The 23,224-nt window shown below is 42.7% G+C and carries 19 protein-coding genes and 4 tRNA genes; 16 read left to right on the forward strand and 7 right to left on the reverse strand.

Annotated features, from left to right (window positions below):
* Positions 1-12: 12 nt before the first annotated feature.
* The 5 genes from DAHG_RS16605 to DAHG_RS16625 all read left to right on the forward strand — a co-directional run bounded on the left by DAHG_RS16605 (position 13) and on the right by DAHG_RS16625 (position 2,131).
* Positions 13-97: transfer RNA gene (locus DAHG_RS16605), tRNA-Tyr, on the forward strand.
* A 9-nt stretch (positions 98-106) separates the two neighbouring features.
* Positions 107-182 (forward strand) — tRNA-Gln (locus DAHG_RS16610).
* Positions 183-195: 13 nt separating this feature from the next.
* Positions 196-271: transfer RNA gene (locus DAHG_RS16615), tRNA-Lys, on the forward strand.
* Positions 272-274: 3 nt separating this feature from the next.
* Positions 275-348, forward strand: a tRNA-Gly gene (locus tag DAHG_RS16620).
* A gap of 229 nt (positions 349-577) precedes the next feature.
* Positions 578-2,131 (forward strand): ATP-binding cassette domain-containing protein, encoded by a 1,554-nt coding sequence (locus DAHG_RS16625; protein ID WP_022939475.1) that lies wholly within the window; start codon positions 578-580, stop codon positions 2,129-2,131.
* 73 nt (positions 2,132-2,204) lie between these two features.
* On the opposite strand, the gene DAHG_RS22060 is transcribed toward DAHG_RS16625, so the two are convergent.
* The 3 genes from DAHG_RS22060 to DAHG_RS16640 form a co-directional block, all read right to left on the reverse strand.
* Positions 2,205-3,059 (reverse strand): type II secretion system protein, encoded by an 855-nt coding sequence (locus DAHG_RS22060; RefSeq protein WP_022939476.1) that lies wholly within the window; start codon positions 3,057-3,059, stop codon positions 2,205-2,207.
* A 116-nt stretch (positions 3,060-3,175) separates the two neighbouring features.
* A complete protein-coding gene (locus DAHG_RS16635) occupies positions 3,176-3,742 on the reverse strand; it encodes a chromate transporter (RefSeq protein WP_022939477.1) in 567 nt (188 codons plus the stop codon).
* Entirely contained in the window at positions 3,742-4,284 is a 543-nt protein-coding gene (locus tag DAHG_RS16640) for a chromate transporter (RefSeq protein ID WP_022939478.1), read from the reverse strand. Before DAHG_RS16640 ends, DAHG_RS16635 begins: the two co-directional genes overlap by 1 nt.
* A 204-nt stretch (positions 4,285-4,488) precedes the next feature.
* Here DAHG_RS16640 and DAHG_RS16645 point away from each other — a divergent pair, with 204 nt between their 5' ends.
* The 6 genes from DAHG_RS16645 to ggt are packed head-to-tail and all read left to right on the forward strand — an operon-like array spanning position 4,489 to position 12,234.
* Positions 4,489-5,430 (forward strand): ABC transporter permease, encoded by a 942-nt coding sequence (locus tag DAHG_RS16645; protein ID WP_022939479.1) that lies wholly within the window; start codon positions 4,489-4,491, stop codon positions 5,428-5,430.
* 9 nt (positions 5,431-5,439) lie between these two features.
* Positions 5,440-6,327, forward strand: coding sequence for an ABC transporter permease (locus DAHG_RS16650; RefSeq protein WP_022939480.1), 888 nt, complete (start codon positions 5,440-5,442; stop codon positions 6,325-6,327).
* A gap of 21 nt (positions 6,328-6,348) precedes the next feature.
* Positions 6,349-7,905 (forward strand): ABC transporter substrate-binding protein, encoded by a 1,557-nt coding sequence (locus tag DAHG_RS16655; protein ID WP_022939481.1) that lies wholly within the window; start codon positions 6,349-6,351, stop codon positions 7,903-7,905.
* A 33-nt stretch (positions 7,906-7,938) separates the two neighbouring features.
* Entirely contained in the window at positions 7,939-8,913 is a 975-nt protein-coding gene (locus DAHG_RS16660; protein ID WP_022939482.1) for an ABC transporter ATP-binding protein, read from the forward strand.
* Positions 8,910-10,634 (forward strand): oligopeptide/dipeptide ABC transporter ATP-binding protein, encoded by a 1,725-nt coding sequence (locus tag DAHG_RS20735; protein ID WP_022939483.1) that lies wholly within the window; start codon positions 8,910-8,912, stop codon positions 10,632-10,634. The genes DAHG_RS16660 and DAHG_RS20735 overlap by 4 nt, the downstream gene beginning before the upstream one ends.
* Entirely contained in the window at positions 10,624-12,234 is a 1,611-nt protein-coding gene (gene ggt / locus DAHG_RS16670; RefSeq protein WP_022939484.1) for a gamma-glutamyltransferase, read from the forward strand. Before DAHG_RS20735 ends, ggt begins: the two co-directional genes overlap by 11 nt.
* Before the next feature lie 612 nt (positions 12,235-12,846).
* Here ggt and DAHG_RS16680 read toward each other — a convergent pair.
* Positions 12,847-13,659: a glycerophosphodiester phosphodiesterase family protein gene (locus tag DAHG_RS16680; RefSeq protein WP_022939486.1), complete on the reverse strand. Its 813-nt coding sequence runs from the start codon at positions 13,657-13,659 to the stop codon at positions 12,847-12,849.
* 1 nt (position 13,660) lies between these two features.
* On the reverse strand, positions 13,661-14,923 hold the full coding sequence (locus tag DAHG_RS16685) for an MFS transporter (protein WP_022939487.1): 1,263 nt from the start codon (positions 14,921-14,923) through the stop codon (positions 13,661-13,663).
* A gap of 261 nt (positions 14,924-15,184) precedes the next feature.
* On the opposite strand from DAHG_RS16685, the gene purF reads away from it, so the two are divergent.
* The 5 genes from purF (at position 15,185) to DAHG_RS16715 (ending at position 21,429) form a co-directional block, all read left to right on the forward strand.
* Positions 15,185-16,585 (forward strand): amidophosphoribosyltransferase, encoded by a 1,401-nt coding sequence (gene purF / locus DAHG_RS16690; RefSeq protein WP_022939488.1) that lies wholly within the window; start codon positions 15,185-15,187, stop codon positions 16,583-16,585.
* 63 nt (positions 16,586-16,648) lie between these two features.
* On the forward strand, positions 16,649-17,923 hold the full coding sequence (locus DAHG_RS16695; protein ID WP_022939489.1) for a dihydroorotase: 1,275 nt from the start codon (positions 16,649-16,651) through the stop codon (positions 17,921-17,923).
* A complete protein-coding gene (locus DAHG_RS16700; RefSeq protein ID WP_022939490.1) occupies positions 17,910-19,043 on the forward strand; it encodes a metallophosphoesterase in 1,134 nt (377 codons plus the stop codon). The genes DAHG_RS16695 and DAHG_RS16700 overlap by 14 nt, the downstream gene beginning before the upstream one ends.
* Positions 18,994-20,019: an MBL fold metallo-hydrolase gene (locus DAHG_RS16705; RefSeq protein ID WP_161650563.1), complete on the forward strand. Its 1,026-nt coding sequence runs from the start codon at positions 18,994-18,996 to the stop codon at positions 20,017-20,019. The genes DAHG_RS16700 and DAHG_RS16705 overlap by 50 nt, the downstream gene beginning before the upstream one ends.
* 219 nt (positions 20,020-20,238) lie before the next feature.
* Entirely contained in the window at positions 20,239-21,429 is a 1,191-nt protein-coding gene (locus DAHG_RS16715; RefSeq protein ID WP_022939493.1) for a winged helix DNA-binding domain-containing protein, read from the forward strand.
* A gap of 24 nt (positions 21,430-21,453) precedes the next feature.
* Here the strand turns inward: DAHG_RS16715 and DAHG_RS16720 are convergent, their stop codons facing one another.
* Positions 21,454-22,875 carry a glycoside hydrolase family 1 protein gene (locus DAHG_RS16720; protein WP_022939494.1) on the reverse strand — a complete coding sequence of 474 codons (1,422 nt, stop codon included), beginning with the start codon at positions 22,873-22,875 and terminating at the stop codon, positions 21,454-21,456.
* Positions 22,875-23,222 (reverse strand): PTS lactose/cellobiose transporter subunit IIA, encoded by a 348-nt coding sequence (locus DAHG_RS16725; RefSeq protein ID WP_022939495.1) that lies wholly within the window; start codon positions 23,220-23,222, stop codon positions 22,875-22,877. The genes DAHG_RS16720 and DAHG_RS16725 overlap by 1 nt, the downstream gene beginning before the upstream one ends.
* Positions 23,223-23,224: the final 2 nt, after the last annotated feature.

Genomic DNA, 23,224 nt, shown 5'->3' on the forward strand with positions numbered 1-23,224 from the left:
TTTAAAAAATCTGGGAGGGTAGCGAAGTGGCTAAACGCGGCTGACTGTAACTCAGTTCCTTAACGGTTCGGCAGTTCGAATCTGCCCCCTCCCACCATTTTTTTATTGGGGTATAGCCAAGCGGTAAGGCACTAGACTTTGACTCTAGCATTTCACTGGTTCGAATCCAGTTACCCCAGCCAATTTTTTATGACTGACTCGTTAGCTCAGATGGTAGAGCATTTGACTTTTAATCAAAGGGTCTGGAGTTCGAATCTCCAACGAGTCACCATTTGCGGATGTAGTTCAATGGTAGAACTTCAGCCTTCCAAGCTGACTACGTGAGTTCGATTCTCATCATCCGCTCCAAAAACATTCGATACGCCTTAACGGGCGTTTTTTTGTTTTATGTCGTTCATAATAGGCTTGAATCGCATTTAACTTTATGATAGAATGAGTGAAATGATTGGAAGTGAGAAGATGAGAAAATAAATAAGAAACGATCCAGCAATTAAAGGAACAAGCGCATAATACTGCTGTTTTAATCGTTGTGTCTCTTATTTATATCTCATCATCCGCACTGGGAGGTGCGGAAATTATGCTTATAATAAAAAATCTTACAATAAAAAATGCTAAAGGATCAATTCTTCTTGATGATTTCAGTCTGACTTTAAGCAGTCATGATAAGGCCGCAATCATCGGTGAAGAAGGCAATGGAAAAAGCACGCTGCTGAAAGCTGTCTATGATCAGTCATTGATTGATGAATATGCCAGCGTGAGCGGTGTGATACAAAAAAATAACTGTCGGATTGGGATGCTGAGTCAAAAGCTTGATTCAGCTTGGTTTGATTCGGCGATCTGTGATTATTGTTTAAAAGAAACCGTGGATGAAGAGATTGCATATGAAAGATACAATGAATTAATGAATTTGGAAAAGCTGTGCGTCCAATTAAGATTGGATCCTTTAATGCTGTCATCGCAGCAATTAATTAAGACGTTAAGCGGTGGTGAAAAGGTTAAACTGCAATTGCTGAAATTAATGAGCAGGCATTATGATGTTTTGCTTTTGGATGAACCAACCAATGATTTAGATTTGGATACCTTAATGTGGCTGGAACGCTTTATGAATGAATATGAGGGTGCTTTATTATATGTCAGTCATGATGAAACGCTGCTTTCAAGAACTGCCACCCGAATTATTTTGCTGGAACAAGTCAATAAGAAAACTAAAGTAAGACATTCAATTTACAATATCGGTTATGATCAGTTTGTTCAGGAGCATCAGGCATCTGCCATTAAAGCGGAGCAGCTGGCAAATAAAGAAAAAGAAATCTATGAAAAGAAGCGTGAGAAGCTGTTGAAGATTTTGAATGCTGTGCATGATGCGCAAAATAGCTGCAGCCGTCAAGATCCGCATACGGCTCGGCTTTTAAAAAAGAAAATGCATTCAGTAAAAAGTATGGAGAAGCGATTCGAAAAGGAAAGCTATACAAAGCTGGATACTGTTGAAGAAGCCATCGATGTGATGTTTGATGACTTTGACTGGAACCCAAGCAAGGTTATTTTAGATGCGGATTTTTGCGTTGAGGTAGCGGATCAGCGATTGATTGAACCTTTTGAACTGCATGTGAGAGGATTTGAAAAAGTGGTCTTTATCGGTCCTAATGGCTGTGGAAAAACTACCTTGATGAAGCAGATTATTGAGCTGCTGAAAAACCGCAGCGATCTGAAGCTGGGTATTATGCCGCAGAATTATCAGGAACAAATGCCTTATGAAATGGCCGCAGTTGATTTTTTAGCACCTGATCATGATAAGGATACGGTGACTAGAGCCAGAGAAATGTTAGGACGTATGAAATTTACCCGTGATGAAATGGCTGCACCGATTCATTCATTGAGCGAAGGGCAGAAAGCCAAGCTGTTCTTATTAAGGTTTATTATGGAGCAATGCAATGTGCTGCTGCTTGATGAGCCAACCCGTAATTTGTCTCCAATGAGCAATCCGGCATTGCGTGAATGCCTGTGTGATTTTAAGGGATGCATCCTATCGGTATCGCATGATCGGCGTTATATACAAGAGGTTTGCACAACCATTTATCAAGTAAAAGAAAAGCAGCTGTTCAAAATAGACAAGCTGCAGTTAGAGCTTTAATTTCATCAAAATAAAAGGCAGACGATTTCTGCCTTTTATACTGTTTGTCAATTAAGGGCTCCTGGTATAATCTTTAATTATTATCAGCTTTGAATGATCCACCATTAATTACTGGATATTTTTTGTCACCAACAGATGAGATACTTACCTGTACCTTACCATAGATTACTTTTTTTTCATTGACTTCATATTTTGTACAAGTAATCCAAGTGTTTGAATTAGCATCCTCCAAAGTGATTTTTGTGTCCGTTAAGAATAAATTATACTCACTATCATCTTTAGCTCTGTACATCCGCCAACTGCGCCCGGTTGTATCAATACCTTGTGCTTTTAACTTAGCAGTGACAGCATTTGCAAGTGAACCATAGTCACCATATGCTTTAGGATCAGTACTGATGGCTTCACTATCAAGACTTCTGTTTTGAGGTTGTTGAAAATACTCATTTAAATCTTTATAACGGAAATTCGCATTTGCTTGTTTTATATCATCAAAATTAATCGCCTCTAAGCGTTCTTTTAATTCTTTAATATCGATGATTCCATCACCGTGGATTGTACATCGAATCGTTAAAACCGCAAAATCATCACTGATCATATTGCCATATATGCCATCCTCAGAACAGATGCCTGAGTAGGAACCGCCCGTGTAAAAGGTACTGCCGTCTTTATTTTCTGCCTTGTGCGAAGCATAGATGGCCGCCAGCAGCTTATTAGCATCTTGCATAGATGCTGGTGAATTATGAGCCGCTGAAGCTTCATATTCTCTGACGATGTTTGTCATATTAGCGCGGCAGACTGCCTCTTTCGCATCCTTCGCATAACCAAGAAAACTAGGCACAAGAAAAAGTGCTAAGATTCCCAGGATTGCAATTACTACAATCAATTCAATCAATGTAAAGCCTGATTTTTTCCTATTTATATTACACATACTTCCACCCCAGTTTTATCTGTCTTTATTATAATATTTTTAAATCAAAATCAAAAGGCACAATTCATGAAAAAATAGAAAAAGCATCCCATAATGCTGAGATGCTTCAATAAATCTTATAATTTAAGCAGAATTCCGATTACCGCGCAGATTGAAATATAGAAAATTGGATGCTTCTTGTATTTATTTGTGCAGTATAACAGAATCAAGAATAAGAGAATCGGCAGCCATTGAAACAGATCCATCAGATTGCCGCTTGTCTGATAAGCAGCCGTATCTACCAAGGTAACCGCAAAGATACTTAAGCCGGCAGCCGCGATGAGACCGGCAACCGCTGGCCGCAAGCCATAAAACATAGCCTGTACCGCCGCGCTTTCTTTAAACTTCTTTAATACCTGAGCAATGATAATAATTACAATGATGCTTGGTGTGATCAAACCTAAAGTGGCAATTACACCGCCGGCAAAGCTCGCTACGGTATAACCGGTAAAGGTAGCCATGTTGATGCCGATCGGACCCGGAGTTGATTCTGAAATGGCGATCATGTCGGCCAGCATGGCGGCATCAAACCAATGGAATTTATCAATTAAGGCATTCAGGAAGGGAATCGTAGCCATACCGCCGCCTACCGCAAACAAACCGATTTTGAAGAATTCATAATAGAGTGTTAATAGGATCGACATTATTTTTTACCTCCTTGAATTTTTTTGATCAGCAGGCCGCACAGCGCTGAAACAACAACGACATAAACCGGCGATAATTTTAAAATGCCAACCATCACAAAGGCAAACAGAAACAGCAGGATACCATAAACATCCTTAACCCCTGATTTTGATAAGGATACGATCGCATTAAAGATTAATGCACATACCGCAACGCGGATACCGGAAAGCGCGTATTGTACAACCGCGATATGAGAAAACCCCTGAATCAAAGAAGCAATCAGCAGGATGATGACAATCGATGGAAAGACAACACCTAAGGTTGCGATAATACCGCCGGCAATGCCTTTCTGATAATAACCGACAAAGGTTGATACATTAACGGCAATAATACCAGGTGTACATTGACCGACAGCGTAGTAATCCATAATTTCTTCCTTGGTTGCCCATTTTTTGTTATCGACAACTTCACGTTCTAATAAGGGAAGCATGGCATAGCCGCCGCCGAATGTGAAGAGACCCATTTTCGCAAAAGTAACGAATAGATCAGCTAATTCTTTCATAAAACCCCTCTTTTCTAAATTGTTACCACATAAAGGTATCATTTCTTTATTAAATATGCAAGGTTTGATGGGATAAAATGTGATTTCTAATGATAATGATGTAATAAAATGTAAACAAAATCTGTAAATTTGTGAAAATGTATTGACGAAAGCGTGAAATAAATGTAAACTCTTAAGATATAAAAGGAATAAAGGAGGTAGGACATGAGAAAATATGTGACAAAAAGAATCTTACTGATGTTTTTGTTGCTTTTGGGGATGTCTTTTTTAGTTTTTGCGAGTCTGTACATCGCGCCTGGTGATCCTGCAGAGCTGGTAGCCGGTGCTAATGCGACGCCCGAGGATATCATCAGAGTAAGAGCCTATCTGGGACTCGATCAGCCCTTTCTTGTGCAGTATGGAGTTTATTTGAAAAACCTCCTTACCGGTAATTTAGGAACGTCGCTGACCACCCGTCAGCCGATTCTTCAGGAAATTATCGTTCGCCTGCCGCATACATTGAATCTTGCTTGTTCAAGTATGATCGTGGCCTTGGTGATCGGTATTCCGACAGGTATTATCGCTGCAATTAAAAAAGATACATTTATCGATAATCTGCTGACGACAACTTCACTGGCAGGGATATCGATTCCTAATTTCTGGCTTGGTTCAATGCTGATACTTTTATTTTCAGTAACGCTTCGCTGGCTGCCGACAGGCGGCATGAATGAGCCATTCTGGACAACCGTTGGCTTTAAACAGGCAATTCTGCCATCGATTTCATTAGGGCTTGCGGTAGCTGCCGGCTTTACGAGAATCGGCCGTTCGGCAATGCTTGATGTATTGCAGTCGGATTACATCCGTACCGCTAAATCAAAGGGAATCAAAGGATACAAAGTGATATTGATTCATGCGCTGCGCAATGCGATGATTCCAATCATCACGCAATTTGGAACCAGCTTCGGCGGCTTGCTGGGCGGCGCGATCATCACTGAACAAGTATTCGTTATCAATGGTGTCGGTACTTATTTGATTAATGCAATTAATCAGCGCAATTATCCAGTTGTGCAGAGTACCGTTCTGGTGATTGCAGCCATGTTTATTATCGTTAACTTGATCGTCGATCTTGTCTATGTTCTGATCGATCCAAGAATCAGTTATGAATAGGAGGAGACCATGGAGCTTAAACGTGAAAATCCTCTTAAAGGGGCATTTAGAAAATTATTAAAGAATAAATTGGCGACGGCATGTTTCATCATCCTGCTGATAGAAATTCTGCTTGTGGTGCTGGCACCGCTGATCGCACCCTATGATCCGGAAGCACAGGATGTCTATGTGAAACTGGCACCGGGCTTTTGGGGGATGAACAATACAACCGGCGTACCTTACGCGCCAGGGCATTGGCTGGGAACCGATAACCTGGGCCGTGATATTTTCTCCCGTTTGTTATGGGGCGGCCGCATTACCTTGACCGTAGGTTTTGTATCAACGATGACTGGTTTATTCTTCGGTGTATTATTTGGTCTGCTGGCTGGTTTCTATAAAAAGCTTGATAATATCATCATGCGTTTTATGGATCTCTTGTTTACCTTTCCGGGCATCTTGCTGGCGATGCTGATTGTTGCGATGCTGGGAGTAAGCACGGTAAATGCGACGATTGCCATCAGTGTCTGGTCAATCCCTAACTTTGCTCGTATGACCCGCGGCAAAGTGCTTCAGATCAAAGAAGAAGATTATATTATGGCCATCCGCTCTTTGGGGGCCAGAGATACGCGGATTCTGCTGTGTCATGTGCTGGTTAATGCACTGCCGGTAATTATCGTAATCGCGACGATGCGTATGGCCAGTTCGATTATGTCTATAGCGACACTGAGTTATCTCGGTTTGGGATCACCGCCGCCGACACCTGAATGGGGCGGCATGATATCAATTGCGAAGGATTATATGTGGGATCGTCCAAGCTTGATTATCATTCCGGGTGTGGTCGTTATGATTACTGTAATTTGCTTTAATATTCTTGGTGACAAGCTGAGGGACATCTTAGATCCAAGTTTAAAAGATTAAATTCGAAAGGAAAAAAGAAACATGAAAAATTTATTAAAGAGGGCTGCCGTTTTCACAACGGTACTTGCACTGGCTGGCTGTTCATCTTCCGGCTCTAATGATGGAAATACTGATCCGAGTACAACAACGGCGGATAAGCCATTTAATGTTGTGCTGACTACTGCACCAGTTGGCTTTTCGCCATTGACAACCAATGACGCACCGTCTACTTATGTCAATGCGCAGATTTATGAGACGCTTTACCGCCGCAGTATGGATGGCTCAAGCTATGAACCATTGCTGGCTAAATCAGAACCAGATTGTGATGAAGCCGGTACGACATGTACGATTGAACTGCAGTCAGGTGTTACTTTCCATGATGGCACACCATTTAATGCGGAAGCTGTAAAATATACAATTGAGCGTATCAAAGATCCGAATTACGGTGCAGCCCGTGCATCCATCGCCTCTTCAATTGAAGAAGTAAACGTACTTGATGATACGCATGTAGAATTAAAAACAAGCTATCCTGACGGTGTATTGATCGCTAAGCTGGCGCATGCCAATTCCGCAATCATTTCACCAACCGCTGATCAGGCACAGGATTTAATGACGCAGCCAGTCGGCACCGGGCCTTACCAATTTGTCAGCGCAATTTCCGGCTCTGAGGTAAAACTGACCCGCTATGATGGATATTGGGGAGAAAAACCAGAAATTAAAGATGTAACGATGACCGTCATTGCTGAAACATCAACGGCTATTTCTCGTTTAGAAACCGGTGAAGCAGACTTCCTGCCAAGAGTACCGGTTAATCAAATGAATCGTGTTAAGAATATCGCAAATGTTGAAAGTGTTGCTGAAAGCAGCAGCGCGATCACTTATTTGGCACTGCGCAATAATTCTTCAGTAAATCCTAAGATGGCTGATTTGAATCTGCGTAAGGCAATCGTCATGGCATATGATCCAGATGGCTATATCGCTTCAGTTGACGGCTATGCCTCTTATTCAAGAAGTATTGTAGGTCCAACTTTATTTGGTTACACAAGTGATGCGGAAACTTATGGTTACGGCTATGATCTTGAAGCGGCTAAGAAACTTGTAGAAGAAGGCGGTTATGCAGATGAACCAATCGTATTCCTGATTAACAACCGTCCGGAAACAATTGCTTTAGCTGAATACATTCAATCGAATCTGAAAGCAGCCGGTTTAAATAATGTAACGATTGAATCATTGGAATGGGCGGCTTATTTATCAGAAACACAGCAGGATAACCGTTATGATATTACCGTGCTGACATGGTCAAATGTAACGGGTGACGGTACGGAAATGTTAGATCCTAACTTCCATTCAGTAAACAGCTCAAAACGTGTTCGTTATGATAATGCGGAATTTGACGCATTAGTTGATGCAAGTAAGCAGACGCTTGACAGTGCTGAACGTACAGCCGCAATCAGTGCAGCAAATAAGATGATTTTAGATGACGCGGTTGCCGCAACCTTATACAATCAGTATCAGGCTTATGCGTTTAACGCTGCTTATACGAATGTAGAAATGGATGCCGGCGGTGTCTTCTATGTTCAGAATTTCAAATTAAAATAAGAAACAAGGATATGAAAGAAAGTAGGTCTGGCGATGGAAAAAGTTCTTGAAGTAAATAACCTGGTGGCTACCTTTACAATCAATAAGAAAGAGTATGAAGTACTTCGGGATATTTCATTTTCAATCAATAAAAATGAAACACTGTGTGTAGTGGGTGAATCAGGCTGTGGTAAGAGTGTAACGACTTTATGCATCATGGATCTGCTTCCTAATAATGGCAGAGTTGTTTCCGGCAGTATTTCACTGAATGGCACCGATCTGACCAAGCTTTCTAAAAAGGAGCGCAACAGCTACCGCGGTAAAAAGATGGGGATGATCTTTCAGGAACCGATGACAGCGTTAAATCCTTTGCTGACGATTGGGTATCAGCTTTGTGAGAATATTATGCTGCATCGGGGACTGGATAAAAAAGAAGCTAAGAAATTAGCGGTTGAATATCTTGAAAAAGTTGGTATTGCTCAGGCGGAAAGCCGCCTGAAGCAGTATCCGTTTCAGTTAAGCGGCGGTCTGCGTCAGCGGGTGCTGATCGCGATGGTATTATCCGCTCAGCCGGATTTGCTGATTGCAGATGAACCAACAACGGCGCTTGACGTAACGATTCAAAAGCAAGTATTAACGCTGCTTAATGATTTGAAAAAAGAAATGAGTGCGGGCATCTTGTTTATTACCCATGATTTGGGTGTCGTTGCGGAAATTGCTGATCGGGTCATTGTCCTTTATTCGGGCCGTAAGGTTGAAGAAGGGAGTGTCGCGCAGATTTTTAAAAATCCTAAGCATCCGTATACGATTGGCTTGATGAACGCGGTTCCTAATGTTGATCTGGATGAATTTGAGATTCAGCCAATTCCTGGTACTTTCCCTAATCTGACAGAAGAAATTAAAGGCTGCCGTTTCAATCCGCGCTGTAAATATGCCCATAGCCGCTGCTTTGAAGAGGTGCCTTGTACGATTGAAGTAGAACCGGGTCATTTTGTTTCATGTTATAAAGCTGAGGAGGAGATGCAATGAGTCAGGATAAAGTTATTCTTGAGCTGAGAAAGCTGAAAAAATATTTTCCTCTGAAAAAGAATGTGAATCTAAAAGCGGTTGAGGATGTAACCTTCAAGATTTATGAAGGTGAAAAGTTCGGCGTGGTTGGTGAATCTGGCTGCGGTAAATCAACTCTGGGAAGAGTCATTCTTCAGCTATACAAGCAGACCAGCGGTTCTTGTGTCTATTACGGCAAAACAATTGAGGAAGTTAATCCTAAATATATCGCGAAAGAAATTGCCAAGCTTGTGAAGTATCAGCAGGAAGCGGATAAATATTATAAACAGGCACTTGAGGTTGATAAAAAGATTGAGGCTTGTTACGCTCAGCGTGACGCTTATGATGTTGATGGCTCAAAAAGTGATATCAAGAAATATGATAATCTTTCATTGAAAATCGGTAAGCTTGAATTTGAATCAAAAGAGTTAAAAAAGAATGCTTCCCGGCAGCTGCGTGAGGGTTCAAGAACCGTGGGTTCTTTGATCTTATGCAAGGATCTGCCTAAGATTGCCGAGCTGTTTGCGAAAGCGCAGAAGGAAGTTGATCAGGCGCATGAATATCTTTCTAAATATCATGAGCTGGAAGCTAAATATGAAAAGAATAATACGATCATGTATCAGATTCGTACGACGAGTGAAGAAATTGATCGTTTGAATGCATTGCCTGAATTGAGTGAAGAAGAAGTGCTGGCCTTGTCAGATCTTAAAGCAATTCGATCTGAGAACAGCAAGGTGAATGTCAAGGCAATGGTGGAAGAGAATTTGGATTTAAAGGGGAAGATGATTGATTTATATAATACCAGTGAAGAACATCGAATGCAGGCGATGAAGTACAAGGAAGCGGCCTTTGAGTACCGCGGCAAGGATATCCTGCCGATTACTGAACGCTGCCTTGATCCAGAATATCAGAAAAAGCTTGATGGCAACTATGAGGAAGGCATTAATCTTTCTAAGCTGGATAAGAAGGAAATGCGTGAGCTGCGCCGGGATATGCAGATGATTTTCCAAGATCCGGCGGCTTCGCTTGATCCGCGTCAATCAATTGGCAGTGCCATTGAAGAGGTTTATAAGATCAACACCAAATTCGGCTCGAATGTGCGCCGTGAGAAAGCGATGGAGCTGCTTGAAAAGGTAGGTCTCAAGCGTGAGCATTATTATTCATATCCGCATGCGTTAAGCGGCGGTCAGAAGCAGCGTGTCGGCATTGCCCGGGCGATTGCTTTGGATACACGTTTTGTCGTGCTGGATGAAGCGGTATCAGCATTGGATGTTTCGGTACAGGCACAGATTCTTCAGCTGCTGAATCAATTGAGTGAAGAAAATCATCTGACTTATTTCTTCATTACTCATGATTTAGGTGTTGTAAAGCATTTCTGTGACCGCATTTTGGTTATGTATTTGGGAAATGTCTGTGAATTAAGTGAGAGTAAGAAGCTGTTTAAGAAACCGCTGCACCCATACACGCAGTCTTTGCTGGCATCGGTGCCGCGGCTTACCATTGGGGCTGAGCGCGGCAATGAACAGATTCTTGAGGGTGAGGTACCTAGTGCTATCAATCCGCCGAAGGGCTGTCCATTTCATACCCGATGTCCGAAATGTATGGAAATCTGTAAACAAGAAAAACCAAGATACATGGAGGCAGAGCCTAATCACTTTGTCGCATGTCATTTATATGATGAGGTAAAAGAAAATGAACTTTGATCCGCTTTATCAGCCGTATGCTTCCAACCGTTATCCGATAATTGCGAATAACGGAATGGTTGCGACCGGTTCAGCTCAGGCTTCGGCAGCCGGGCTTGAAATATTGCGCCGCGGCGGCAATGCTGTGGATGCTGCCATCGCAACCGCGGCAGCATTAACCGTTGTTGAACCAACAGCCAATGGTTTAGGCTCTGATGCGTTTGCGATTGTATGGATGAAGGATAAGCTTTATGGTTTAAATTCATCAGGCTATGCCCCTGCTGATATCAGCCGTGAAAAAGTGCTGGCTAAAGGGCATGAACAGATGCCAACCTTTGGCTGGACACCGGTTACTGTGCCGGGCGCTCCGATGGCGTGGGCGGAATTATCCAAACGCTTTGGTAAGCTGCCCTTGATTGAGGTACTGCAGCCGGCTATCCGCTATGCAGAAGAAGGCTATCCGCTTTCACCGATGTTAGCCAAAATGTGGGAGCGGGCGAGTGAGCGCTTTGCGAAAGAATTTGCCGGCAAACATGAATTTGACGAATGGTTTAAGGTATTTACTAAGCAGGGTGAAAGCTATCACTGCGGAGAAATTGTCAAACTGCCTGATCATGCGAAAACGCTTAGGCTGATTGGTGAAACAAACGCGAAAGCCTTTTATGAAGGGGAAATAGCCCAACAGCTGGTGAAACAATCAAAGCGTGACGGCGGTTACTTTTCGCTTGATGATTTGAAAGATTATAAAGCATCGTGGGTTGAACCGATCCGTGTAAATTATCATGGTTATGATGTATGGGAGATACCGCCGAATGGTCAGGGTATCGTTGCCTTGATGGCGCTCAATATCTTAAAGGAATTTGATTTTAAGGAAAAGGACTGTACGGATACCTATCATAAGCAGTTTGAGGCTATTAAAATGGCATTTGCGGATGGTATGCATTATGTCACTGATCCGGATTGCATGGCCATTGATTATCATGATTTGCTAAAGCCTGAATACGGGAAGGCGCGGGCCGCTGAAATTGGCAAAATTGCTAAAGAGCCAAAAATCGCTGAACCGCCGAAAAGCGGAACAGTATATCTGTGTACCGCGGATGGTGAAGGAAATATGGTCTCTTATATTCAGAGTAATTATATGGGCTTTGGCTCCGGCATTGTGGTTGAAGGCTACGGAATAACACTGCAGAACCGCGGCCATGATTTCTCACTGGATGAAAATCATTATAATGTGCTGAAACCGCGCAAACGAACCTATCATACAATTATTCCGGGTTTTATCACTAAGGATGACAAAGCGGTGGGGCCTTTTGGGGTCATGGGCGGTTATATGCAGCCGCAGGGGCATGTGCAGGTAGCCATGAATCTAATTGACTTTCATTTGAATCCGCAGATGGCATTAGACGCGCCGCGCTGGCAGTGGGTTAAAGGCAAGAAGTTTACAATCGAACCAGAATTTCCTAATGCTGTTGCTTTGCAGCTGCAGTCGCTGGGACATGAAATCGTCCCTGAATTATCCCGTGTTTCCTTTGGCCGCGGTCAGATGATCGTGCGTTTGGAAAACGGTGTGTTGGTGGGCGGCACTGAGTCAAGAACCGACAGCAACATTGCGTGTTACTAAAATTATTACTGCAATAAAAAGGAAGTGCAATTAAATTCAGCACATCCTTTTTTATTGATTCTAAATACATTAAAGATATTAATTATGATTCATTATGTTTAATATTTTTATAAGCTGTAATAAAGCATATATAATCAATCCTTTAAATAATACAAGATATATAGCTAATAGCTCTGACATAATAGTTAGCCCCTTGTAATACTCTTGTTCTGAGTATCCTTTCCTTTATATATTATTTTGTGTATGATCATGAGATGATTGTTGATTTTTAATGAACTTATGTGAAAACTTTATAAATTGTACTAGACAGAAAATCGATAAAAGGTGAATAATAATTGTTTCAATTTTAGAAATCAAATTTAGAATTATAAAAAAAGCAGAAATTATTATCTCCATTTATTTCACTCTCCTTTAAATTATTGTAACATACCTTGAATGTAAAATGTGTGATTATCATTGAATTTCAAAGCTGTTTTTTAATAATAAAAAATGATAAATTTAATTTAATGATTGAGAATCTAACCATTTACTAAATTGAAATGTTATGTTTAAAACATGAAGTGAGCATAAAAAAACTGTGACTTTATGAGATTATCACAGCTTATTTAATTATTATTTACATACGGCTTCAAATCCCTCAAAAATTATGATTGAAGACTTAAGCGCGTCATAGTCTGCACGATCCTTCACCGTCCAATAAACAATCGGGGCTTTAAATAATGCTTTGCATAGTTTTAAGGCTGTACGGTTTCGGTGTTCAACATCGTAAGCGATGAAATCAGGCCTTGAAATGAAATTCGCCAGCAGGTTTTCAAGGATAAATTTAGCCGGCTGTTTCATGTTTAATTCACCGGAGAGCTGCCCGCGGACATAATTTGGCCGGTGATTTTTAAACCAGCCGACCGCCATTGGATTAAATGATTCCACGCAATAGCTGCCCTGATAATGATCCAGAAGCTTTGCGCTTTGACGGCATGTCTCACTGTCAGCACCCTTCTGTTTGATTTCCACAATCAGCGGGGTACGGCCGTCGACCAATTCAAGCACCTCTTCGAAAGTAGGAATCGTACATTCAGTATTAAATAATCTTAGTTTTTTAATTTCATCTAAAGTCAGCTCATCCACCTGAGCGTCAATGCCGCATGCTCTTAATAAAGAGAAATCATGCAGGACGACCAGCTTTTGATCTTTAGTCAGCTGAACATCAAGCTCCATGCCGTAACCATGAGTGCATGCACGTTCAAATGCCGGCAGGGAATTTTCAGGGAACCCCTTTGCAAGATCATGATAACCGCGGTGCGCATAGTTCCATTTAGCAAAAGGCAGCAATGCTTTTCGTTTTGAGAACCGGGGCATCATAAAGAAGATCAAAAAGCACAAGCCTAAAATCAGCAAAAGTATCAGTAATAAAAACAGCTCCTTCATATTAATCCTCCACATCAAAGGCTTCTAACAGACTGCGTTTCTCAGGCCGGTTGTCACCGTGTTTTACCTGTGTAAATAGAAGCAGGGCAATCAGTACACAAAGGGCGGCATATGGAAATAAGGTCCAATATCCGACATATTCTAAGAGGAAGCCGGACAAGATGGGTGTCAGCACTTGGGCAGCCATTGAAAAGGTATAGTAGGTACCCGTATATTTGCCGACATCACTGCCTTGGCTCATTTCCACAACCATCGGATAAGAATTGACATTAATCATTGCCCATGCGATGCCGACCATGCCGAATACGATATTCAGCAGCGGTGAAAAGGTTGTGAAAAACATTCCCGAAAGGTAGCTGCATGCCAATAAAACTACACCGGCAAGAATCATTTTCTTACGGCCAAACCGGCTTGACAGAGAACCGACCGGTATGTAGCTGATGATTGCCGCAACGGTTGCGACCATCATCGGCTTCGCAAACTCACCGCCGCTCATTCCCCAAACAACATTCGCGTATTTGGAAAAAGCAGTGGTGACGGCATTATAACCCATAAACCAGAAAGCTACGGAAAACAGGATGAACATTAAGGAACGTTTTACCGCCGGTTCCATTTTGCTATGCTGGGCTGTGGAAGCTTCCTCACTCTCCGCTTCATCATCAGCGATACGCAGCTGTTTTTCTTTAATCGTCATAAACAAAATCGCTACACAGAGCAGCATGATCGATGCAATGCTTAAAAATAACGGAAAATAATTAGGGTTGGCAGTTTTGGGTACTAATAATGTAATCAGAATCAAAGTGATAATGCCGCCGACGGCCCCCATCAGGTTGATGATCGCATTGGCTTTGGAACGCAGCGGTTTGGGTGTAATATCAGGCATCAGCGCAACCGCTGGTGAGCGGTAAGTCGCCATCGCAAAAAGCGTCAGTCCTAAAGCTGTAAAGAATAACAGCATTGACTGCATGAGATCGGCAATCGGCAGCAGAAGCATAGCAAATGCCGCCAAAATTGTGCCAAAGACGATAAAGGGCATCCGTTTTCCCATCCGCGTATTGACCCGGTCTGAAAAGGCACCAAATAACGGCAGCATAAATAATGCAAGGATATTATCCAGCGACATGATAAAACCGGATACCGTATCTTTTAAATGAAAGGTATTTAATAGAATAAGCGGAATAATATTATCGTAAAGCTGCCAAAAGGCACAGATCGACATGAATGCAAGACCTACTAAAATTGTACGTTTGTTATTGAGTTTCATAATGAGTTCTCCTATGCTTAAACAGTACCAAATTGAAGCGTTTGTGTAAAGAGCAAAAAGCTTTTGTTAATTTGTAATAAAAAGTGAAGATTTGAACCGTTTGGTGCAGTTTTTTTTAAGAATTTGCCTTTTAAAATGCTGTTTTTAGTCATGAACAGCATTTTTAATTGCAGAAATTGTAAAAAAGATTGAAAACAGCGGTAAAGAATGGTATTGTTTAATTGGACTTTTTTATGAACAATAACGGTAAGGGAGACTCAAATGGAACTTGAAAAAACGTATTTTTTAAACGGTAAAATCAATGAGGAATGCGGTGTTTTCGGAATTTACAATGCCAGTGACGCAGCTTCACTGACTTATTTTGGATTACACGCGCTTCAGCACCGCGGTCAGGAAGCGGCAGGCATTGCCAGCAGTGATGGTGAAAAGGTACGATGCTATAAGGGTAAAGGCTTAATTACAGAAGTATTTAATCCTCAGATCATCGATACGCTGACCGGCAACAATGCAATCGGTCATGTTCGCTATTCAACCGAGGGCGGTAATGAAATCGAAAATGTGCAGCCTTTGATGGTCAGAGCGCATACCGGTCATTTTGCCGTGGTTCATAACGGGCAGGTAGTTAATGCTCATGAATTAAAAATGCAGATGGAGAATGAGGGAAGTATCTTTCAGGGCAGCAGTGATTCTGAGGTACTGATTCATTTGATTCAGAAGGAAGTCGGTTCTTTCAGTGAAAAAATTAAGAAGGCCTGCAACAAGCTTGAGGGCGCTTTCGCATTTATTATTCTGACGAAGGATTGTCTGTATGCGATCCGTGATAAGAATGGTTTGAGACCGCTTTCCATAGCTAAATTAGATGAAGGCTATTGCTTATCCTCGGAAACATGTGCGTTTGAGATTGTTAACGCTAAATTTATCCGAGATGTTGAACCGGGTGAGGTAGTGAAGATTTCCAAGGAAGGTCTGAGCTTCTTTAAATATACAGAATATACCCAAAATAAGATGTGTGCGATGGAATATATTTATTTTGCCCGTCCTGACAGTAATATTGACGGCATTAACGTTCATACGGCACGGCGTATTTCCGGACAGGTGCTGGCAAAGCTTGAGGATCATGAGGGGGATATTGTTATCGGTGTTCCTGATTCATCCCTGTCAGCGGCAATCGGTTATTCAGAGGCCAGCGGTCTGCCTTATGAAATTGGTTTGATTAAGAATCGTTATGTCGGCCGTACTTTTATTCAGCCGACGCAAAAGCAGCGTGAACGCGGTGTGCGCATGAAGCTGTCAGCGGTAAAGAGCATTGTTTCCGGCAAGCGTGTCTTTATGATTGATGATTCAATTGTACGCGGTACAACCAGCAAACGGATTGTGCAGCTGTTAAAGGAAGCTGGGGCAAAAGAGGTGCATGTGCGTATCGGATCACCGGCTATTACCCATCCTTGTTTCTATGGTGTAGATACATCAACCTATGATGAATTGATTTCATCACGGCTGAATGTTGATGAGCTGTGTGCCTTTATCGGTGCTGATTCTTTAAAATTCTTAACGATTCAGCAGCTTGAGGAAGCGTTTAAGACAAAAAATCTTTGTACTTCATGCTTCAGCGGTCATTATGTAACAAATCTGTTTTCTTTACAGGACAAATTAATAAAATAAAAATAGCCATTCTGTTTACGCAGAATGGTTTTCCAATTATACTAGTTTAATAGGAGGAATTTTATGTTGCTAATTAAAAACTGCCGGATTATTGACCCGGCGAATCAGTTGGATCAGATTGGTGATATCGCAATCAAGGACGGAGTGATTGAAGCGGTGGGGCAAGTGGATGAAAATCAGCCCTATGATCGTATCATCGATGCTTCAGGGTTTATTGCGGCACCGGGATTGATTGATGTTCATGTGCATTTCCGTGATCCGGGTTTTACATATAAAGAGGATTTAATGAGCGGTTCACGAGCGGCTGCCAGAGGCGGTTTTACTTCCGTTTTGTGTATGGCAAATACTTTACCGATTGCGGATAATGCGGCTGTCATTAAAGATATTCAAGAAAGAAGCAAGGATTGTCCTGTGCATCTTTATCAGGCAGCGGCTATTTCCAAGGGCTTTAAGGGTAAGGAACTGACAGATATGAAGCAGCTGAAGGAAATGGGTGTGCCATGTTTTACAGATGATGGTCTGCCGCTGATGAATGCCGGCTTAGTCAGGGAAGCAATGGTACAGGCAGCGTCATTGGATTGTGTCTTGAGCTTTCATGAGGAAGATCCTGCCTTTGTTCATGGCAGCGGCATCAATGAAGGCGCGGTTAGTGAAGCGATGGGCTTAATGGGAGCTATGCGTGATGCTGAAAATGTGATGGTAGCCCGTGACTGTATGCTGGCTGCTGCAACCGGTGCCAGTGTATCAATCCAGCATATTTCAAGCAAGGAGGCTGTAGCCATGGTGCGGTTTGCGAAACAGCTGAATCCAAAGATTGTCGCGGAGGTGACACCGCATCATTTCACATTAAATGAAACGGCTGTCCAAAAAGCTGGAACCTTGGCTAAAATGAATCCGCCGCTGCGTGAGGAAGCGGACCGGCAGGCGATTTTGGCTGGTTTGCAGGATGATACAATTGAAATTATCGCAACCGATCATGCTCCGCACAGCGCTGAGGAAAAGAATCGGGAGTTTGTCAAGGCGCCAAGCGGCATCATCGGCCTTGAAACTTCATTGGCTTTAGGTATCAGTGAATTAGTGCATAAAAAGATTCTTACCATGAGTCAGCTGATTGAAAAAATGAGTGTCAATCCAGCCCGCGTGTATAAGCTGCCAGGCGGTACATTGAGTGTTGGCGCGGCAGCCGATCTGGTGCTGTTCGATGAAAATGAAAAATGGCAGGTTGCTGATTTTGCTTCAAAAGCAAATAATTCGCCGTTTATTGGCTGGGAATTAAACGGAAAGGTAAAAATGACAGTGTTGGCGGGAAAGGTCGTTTATGAGGATGGGGCAGAATAAACCAAGCGTCTGCTGGTCAGCTGATAAAATTGAACGGGGCAATGCTGGTGAAAAGAGGGTTTATCATCAGATGCTTCAGCTTGATGAAAATCAGCGGATAATTTTGATCAGTGATATCCATGGCTGCCGAAGCTTATTTCATGAATTGCTTGCAAAGTGCCAGTTTAATGATCAGGATGTTTTGATACTTTTAGGTGATTTAGGTGAGAAAGGGCCTGATTCATTGGGGGTACTTCATGATGTGATGGAATTATGCGCGGCGGGCAATACCTATGTTGTACAGGGAAATTGTGATTGCTTAGTACCTTCTTTGATGAAGCAGGAACTGGCAGATTTTATTGGCTATACACAATTCAGAGAAGCCTCCTTGCTGAATGAAATGGCTCACGCGTGCGGCTATGCTGCGATAGATGAAACGAATGCCAAAGCATGCCGTCAGGCAATTGCCAAGCGCTTTGCCAAGGAGCTGGACTTTATTGATAATATGCCTCTGATTTTAGAAAGTGAGTCGATGCTGTTTGTGCATGCCGGCTTGCGCTATGAGGAGATTTCACGGAATACTTGGGAGGATTTTCTTACTTTACCGGCGTTTATGGAAGGTCACACGGCTTTTAAAAAGCACGTGTACTGCGGGCATTGGCCTACGTTGAATTATCATATGGATATTGCGGATTGCCGTCCTTATACGAATGCGGCGATGAATGTGACCGGCATTGACGGCGGCAATGGAGTCAAGGATGAGGGCCAGCTGAATGCCTTAATTCTGGATCAAGGCAAGGCATACAGCGTATGGGTGGATTCTCTGCCGGCTGCACGGATTTGTAAAGCACAGGCTGCTAATCCTGATCCAATTTTTATTTCATGGGCAAAAAGAGAGGTTTTATTACTTCAAAGACAGGCTGATCAGTGCTATTGTGAACATCCTGCCTCAAAACGTAAGCTATGGCTGAGTGCTGCCTATCTGTATGAGGATGAGGGAAAGCTTTGCTGTTATGATTATACGGATTATCGATTAAATGTGTTGCCGGGCGATACCGTAAAGGTAATCACGAAGCATGATGGTTTTGTATATGCCAAGCATAACGGGCTGGTTGGCTGGATCGCCGAGGAATGCTTTTGATATGAAGCTTCTGCGCCGCGATATTTATGCCATCACCCTGCATTCAGCCAGTAAAATTACCAAGGAGATACAGGTTTATTTGATTAAAGGCAGGGATGAGCATCTTTTAATTGATATTGGTTTTCATTCTGCTTCTGCCGCTGATGAATTATGTACTGCCCTAAAGCAGCTGAACGTTGAACTGAAGGATGTTCGTTTATTTTTAACGCATCTGCATGTTGATCACTGCGGCAATGCCCAGCACTTCGCTCCCTGCTTAAAAGAAATTCTGGCCAGCGAATGGGACGGCTGTATGATCACTCATAAGCTTAATAAGACAACTGCTCATTATATCCGCAAAAATCGTCTGCTGGCTGGGATACCGCGCAGTGTATGTGTTAAATTGAAGTCAGAAAGTGAAATTTTTGAAGGCGGGGACGGTGTTTTTGCCTTCACGCTGATTCATGCGCATGAGCGGTTAAACGTGGGAGATTATACGTTTGAGGTAATTGATTTGGCGGGTCACTCACCCCAGCAAATCGGTCTGTATGAAATCAACGAGCATTTTATGTTTGCGGCAGACAGTGTGCTGAATCAGATTTATCCTACGATTAATTTCTGGATGGAAGAATTTTCAAGCATGCAGGATAACTTTGATACATTAAAACGTATCTGTGATTTTGACTGTGAAATAGTATATCCCGCCCATTACGGCCCGATTTCTGATATTAAGGAACGCTGTATGCAAACCTTAGATCATCATATGAAAAAAGGTAAATATCTGCTTGATGTTGCCAAACAGGGAAGCGGGACCGCCTATGACTTTGCGATGCGGATGCAATGGGGGCGTCAGCTTAACCGTTTTGATCGATTAAGCTGTCCGCAGCAGTGGTTTGCATGCATGGAACTATTGGCGCACCTTGAACGTTTTTATCATTTAGGAATCTTGTCGCGTGAGCTTATTGACGGGCATTGGTATTATCATATAAAAGAATAACCTTAATGGTTATTTAAGACAGCTGGCAGAATGCTTAGTTTCAAAATCAATGGTATGAAACTGAATATCTCTTACACCGGCTTTTTAATTTTTCTGAAGGAAATAGCATCTACGTGCAGCATTTGTTTTAATAATGCTGCTTTTTCATGCTTTATGGATTTGCTTCTTGCTTCAGGATTTGCTAAGATGGGTTTAGAAAATTATTTCTGAGGTGAATCTATGATAGAATTAACCATGGAACAGATCCGTTATTATCGGCTGCATGCTCATCATTTGGACCGTTTTTATGAGCCAGCGGATTTGATGAGTGTGACTGGTGCATGCGGTTTACAAAATACGCCGCCGGGAGCATGGGAAACGGCATTGTTTAACCGTATTCCCGCTTATTCAAAAGCTGCTGCCAATCAGCTGCTTGCCGACAAACATCTGCTTCAAGCATGGAGCCTGCGCGGTCTGCCGCTGGTGTTTCCAAGTGAGGAAAGCGATATTTTCTTATCGGCTTTGAGTGCTGCTGAAGATGAACTATGGATTTATACCAAGGGTATTTCTCTTGCCTTAAAACTGCTTGAAATGGATTTTGATGAAGTGCTGGCCTTACTGCTTCAGGTAATGCCGCAGCTTGATCATCAAATCATCACCAGCAAGGCTGTACTGGACGAAACCATCGCCGGCTGGCTGCTGCCGCTATTGCCCAAGGCAAAGCAAACCATCTGGCAACAGCCTTCAATATACGGCAGTCCAGACAAGCAAACGATTGGCGGTGCGGTCGTGTCATTCATGCTGAGACCGTGTGCTGCCAAGGGCTTGGTCGTTTTCGGGGAGCGTCATAATCAAACACCCACCTTTACCTCTTACCGAAACTGGCTTGGCCATCCGCTTAAAGAAAGACCGGATGCCAACAAACAGCTGATGCGTAAATTCCTGCATTGTTACGGTCCCGCAACGCGTAAAGAATTGATTCAATGGCTGGGCTGTTCTCCGAAGCAGGGAAGCCGCTTATGGGATTTGCTTGCTGAGGAAAGGGTAAAGGTCATGGCAAATGGCAGACAAGCTTTTATGCTTGCAGAGGATTTGAATGATCTGATGAAGCCATGCCAGCCGGAGCGGGAATATCTGCTATTAGGCGGTCATGATCCATATCTTGACCAGCGCGACCGACTGACGCTTTTACCTGACAAACGTCATCATGCGAAAATCTGGCAGCTGATATCAAATCCTGGTGCTATTGTATATCATGGCGAAATCATCGGCTCTTGGACAAGCCGAAAGCAAAATCAAGGCATAACGATTCAGATGCAGGTTTGGCAAACAAAGGCTGACACTGAGAAGCTGCTTGAATTAGCGGCAGCCTATGCAAAATCTAAAGGGATTAAACTGCTGAACGTAGATATAACTAAAACACCAGACTGATATTCAATCTGGTGTTTATTATTTTTATAGTTTTTCACCATTGCTGGCAATTACATCGCGATACCAATAATAGGAATCCTTTGGCAGAATCTTGCCGCTGCCCTGACCTTGGTTATCCTTATCGACATATAGCAAGCCATAGCGCTTTTCCATTTCACAGCTGTTGCCGCTGACAATATCAAACGGTGACCACATCGTATAGGCAAAGAGATTCACTTCTTCATCCATCAGCCGTTTCAGCTGTTCAATATGCCGGCGCTGATAATCGATGCGGTAATCATCATGAATCTTACCCTGAGCATCCGGCACTTCTTCGACACCGATGCCATTTTCCGCAATCATCATCGGCACTTGATAACGATCCCAATATTGACTCATCGCATTGTAAATACCGATCGGATCAATCGTCCAGCCCCATTGACTCGCTTTAGTATACGGATTCTCACAGCGGGCGCCGTTTTCATCAACACAATGTGAATAATAGTAGGCTACCGCCAGAAAATCCATCGTATTCTGTTTCAGTAATTCTTCATCACCCTCAGCCATCACAATCTGAATGTTATTGCGTTTAAAGTAATCTTTCGCATATCCCGGATACGCACCGCGCAGCTCAACATCCGCAAAGAAATAATCCTTCATCCGATTTTTCTCAATAGCAACAGCCACATTTTGCGGATCGCATGTTTTGGCATAGGTCATCTGATCAGCCAGCATCATGCCAATCTGCAGCGTTGGCTTTATTTGCTTAGCCGCCTGCTTAATTAAGGCACTGGCGATAAACTCATTATGCACAGCCTGATATTTAGCAGCTGTAAAATCTTCATATTCATCCATCACCATTCCCAGTGAACTGAAGGATTCACCAAAAATCAGATTGATCTGATTAATCACGATCCAATAGTTTACTTTACTGGCATAACGTTTCAGGCAGACCGTCGCGAAGCGTACATAATGATCAATCGTTGCCCGGCCATACCAGCCTTGACACTGGGTGACAATGCCCAGCGGCATATCATAATGCGTCAGCGTAACAATCGGTTCGATGCCATTGCTTAATAATTCATCAAATAGCTCATCATAAAATTGCAGACCTGCTTCATTAGGTTCACTTTCTAAGCCAGTAGGGAAGATACGCGACCAATTGATACTCATGCGGAAGGCTTTGAAACCAGCCTCCTTCATCCATTGAATATATTCTTTATAACGATGATAGAAATCAACCGCCTCATGCTTCGGGTAATAATTTTTTGTTTCGGCTTGGGTCACATCCTCAATCCGCTCCTTCAAAAGCGCTCTTGTATAATTTGTATTGCCCTGCTTTGTTTCACGGGTGTAACAGATTTGAATATCAGCGACATTCAGCCCCTTGCCAGCCTCATCATAAGCCCCTTCACACTGTACGGCAGCGGTAGCGCCGCCCCATAAAAAATTCTTTGGAAAACCCATTATTTCACCTCCGCGTGAATCGCTTCGGCAAAAATCTTAAATGTTTTAATCAGCTCTTTGATCAGCTCAACCTCACTGTTGATTGTCATCAGGGTATCTTGAGCATGATTAAACAGCATGCAGTATTCATATTTCGTGCCGCGGGCTTCATTTTGAATAATTTCCGTCTGTGCCTTATGTGCTTCCGTAATATTTTGACTTGCCTGTGCAAGCTCTGATTGAGCCAGTGTAAAATCAAAGCTTTGAATTGCCTGCAATGCTTTCTTCGCATGAATCCGCGCGTCACCGGCATAAGTTAATATCCCCATTGCGGCGCTGATCAGCGTTGAATTCGTTATTTCATCCATAC

Source organism: Dielma fastidiosa (assembly GCF_000313565.1).
Classification (GTDB): Bacteria; Bacillota_I; Bacilli_A; order Erysipelotrichales; family Erysipelotrichaceae; genus Dielma; species Dielma fastidiosa.

Coding starts and splice junctions, on each gene's coding strand:
- DAHG_RS16625 (WP_022939475.1), top strand. CDS start 578: ATGCTTATAATAAAAAATCTTACAATAAAAAATGCTAAAGGATCAATT.
- DAHG_RS22060 (WP_022939476.1), bottom strand. CDS start 3,059: ATGTGTAATATAAATAGGAAAAAATCAGGCTTTACATTGATTGAATTG.
- DAHG_RS16635 (WP_022939477.1), bottom strand. CDS start 3,742: ATGTCGATCCTATTAACACTCTATTATGAATTCTTCAAAATCGGTTTG.
- DAHG_RS16640 (WP_022939478.1), bottom strand. CDS start 4,284: ATGAAAGAATTAGCTGATCTATTCGTTACTTTTGCGAAAATGGGTCTC.
- DAHG_RS16645 (WP_022939479.1), top strand. CDS start 4,489: ATGAGAAAATATGTGACAAAAAGAATCTTACTGATGTTTTTGTTGCTT.
- DAHG_RS16650 (WP_022939480.1), top strand. CDS start 5,440: ATGGAGCTTAAACGTGAAAATCCTCTTAAAGGGGCATTTAGAAAATTA.
- DAHG_RS16655 (WP_022939481.1), top strand. CDS start 6,349: ATGAAAAATTTATTAAAGAGGGCTGCCGTTTTCACAACGGTACTTGCA.
- DAHG_RS16660 (WP_022939482.1), top strand. CDS start 7,939: ATGGAAAAAGTTCTTGAAGTAAATAACCTGGTGGCTACCTTTACAATC.
- DAHG_RS20735 (WP_022939483.1), top strand. CDS start 8,910: ATGAGTCAGGATAAAGTTATTCTTGAGCTGAGAAAGCTGAAAAAATAT.
- ggt (WP_022939484.1), top strand. CDS start 10,624: ATGAACTTTGATCCGCTTTATCAGCCGTATGCTTCCAACCGTTATCCG.
- DAHG_RS16680 (WP_022939486.1), bottom strand. CDS start 13,659: ATGAAGGAGCTGTTTTTATTACTGATACTTTTGCTGATTTTAGGCTTG.
- DAHG_RS16685 (WP_022939487.1), bottom strand. CDS start 14,923: ATGAAACTCAATAACAAACGTACAATTTTAGTAGGTCTTGCATTCATG.
- purF (WP_022939488.1), top strand. CDS start 15,185: ATGGAACTTGAAAAAACGTATTTTTTAAACGGTAAAATCAATGAGGAA.
- DAHG_RS16695 (WP_022939489.1), top strand. CDS start 16,649: ATGTTGCTAATTAAAAACTGCCGGATTATTGACCCGGCGAATCAGTTG.
- DAHG_RS16700 (WP_022939490.1), top strand. CDS start 17,910: ATGGGGCAGAATAAACCAAGCGTCTGCTGGTCAGCTGATAAAATTGAA.
- DAHG_RS16705 (WP_161650563.1), top strand. CDS start 18,994: ATGCCAAGCATAACGGGCTGGTTGGCTGGATCGCCGAGGAATGCTTTT.
- DAHG_RS16715 (WP_022939493.1), top strand. CDS start 20,239: ATGATAGAATTAACCATGGAACAGATCCGTTATTATCGGCTGCATGCT.
- DAHG_RS16720 (WP_022939494.1), bottom strand. CDS start 22,875: ATGGGTTTTCCAAAGAATTTTTTATGGGGCGGCGCTACCGCTGCCGTA.
- DAHG_RS16725 (WP_022939495.1), bottom strand. CDS start 23,222: ATGGATGAAATAACGAATTCAACGCTGATCAGCGCCGCAATGGGGATA.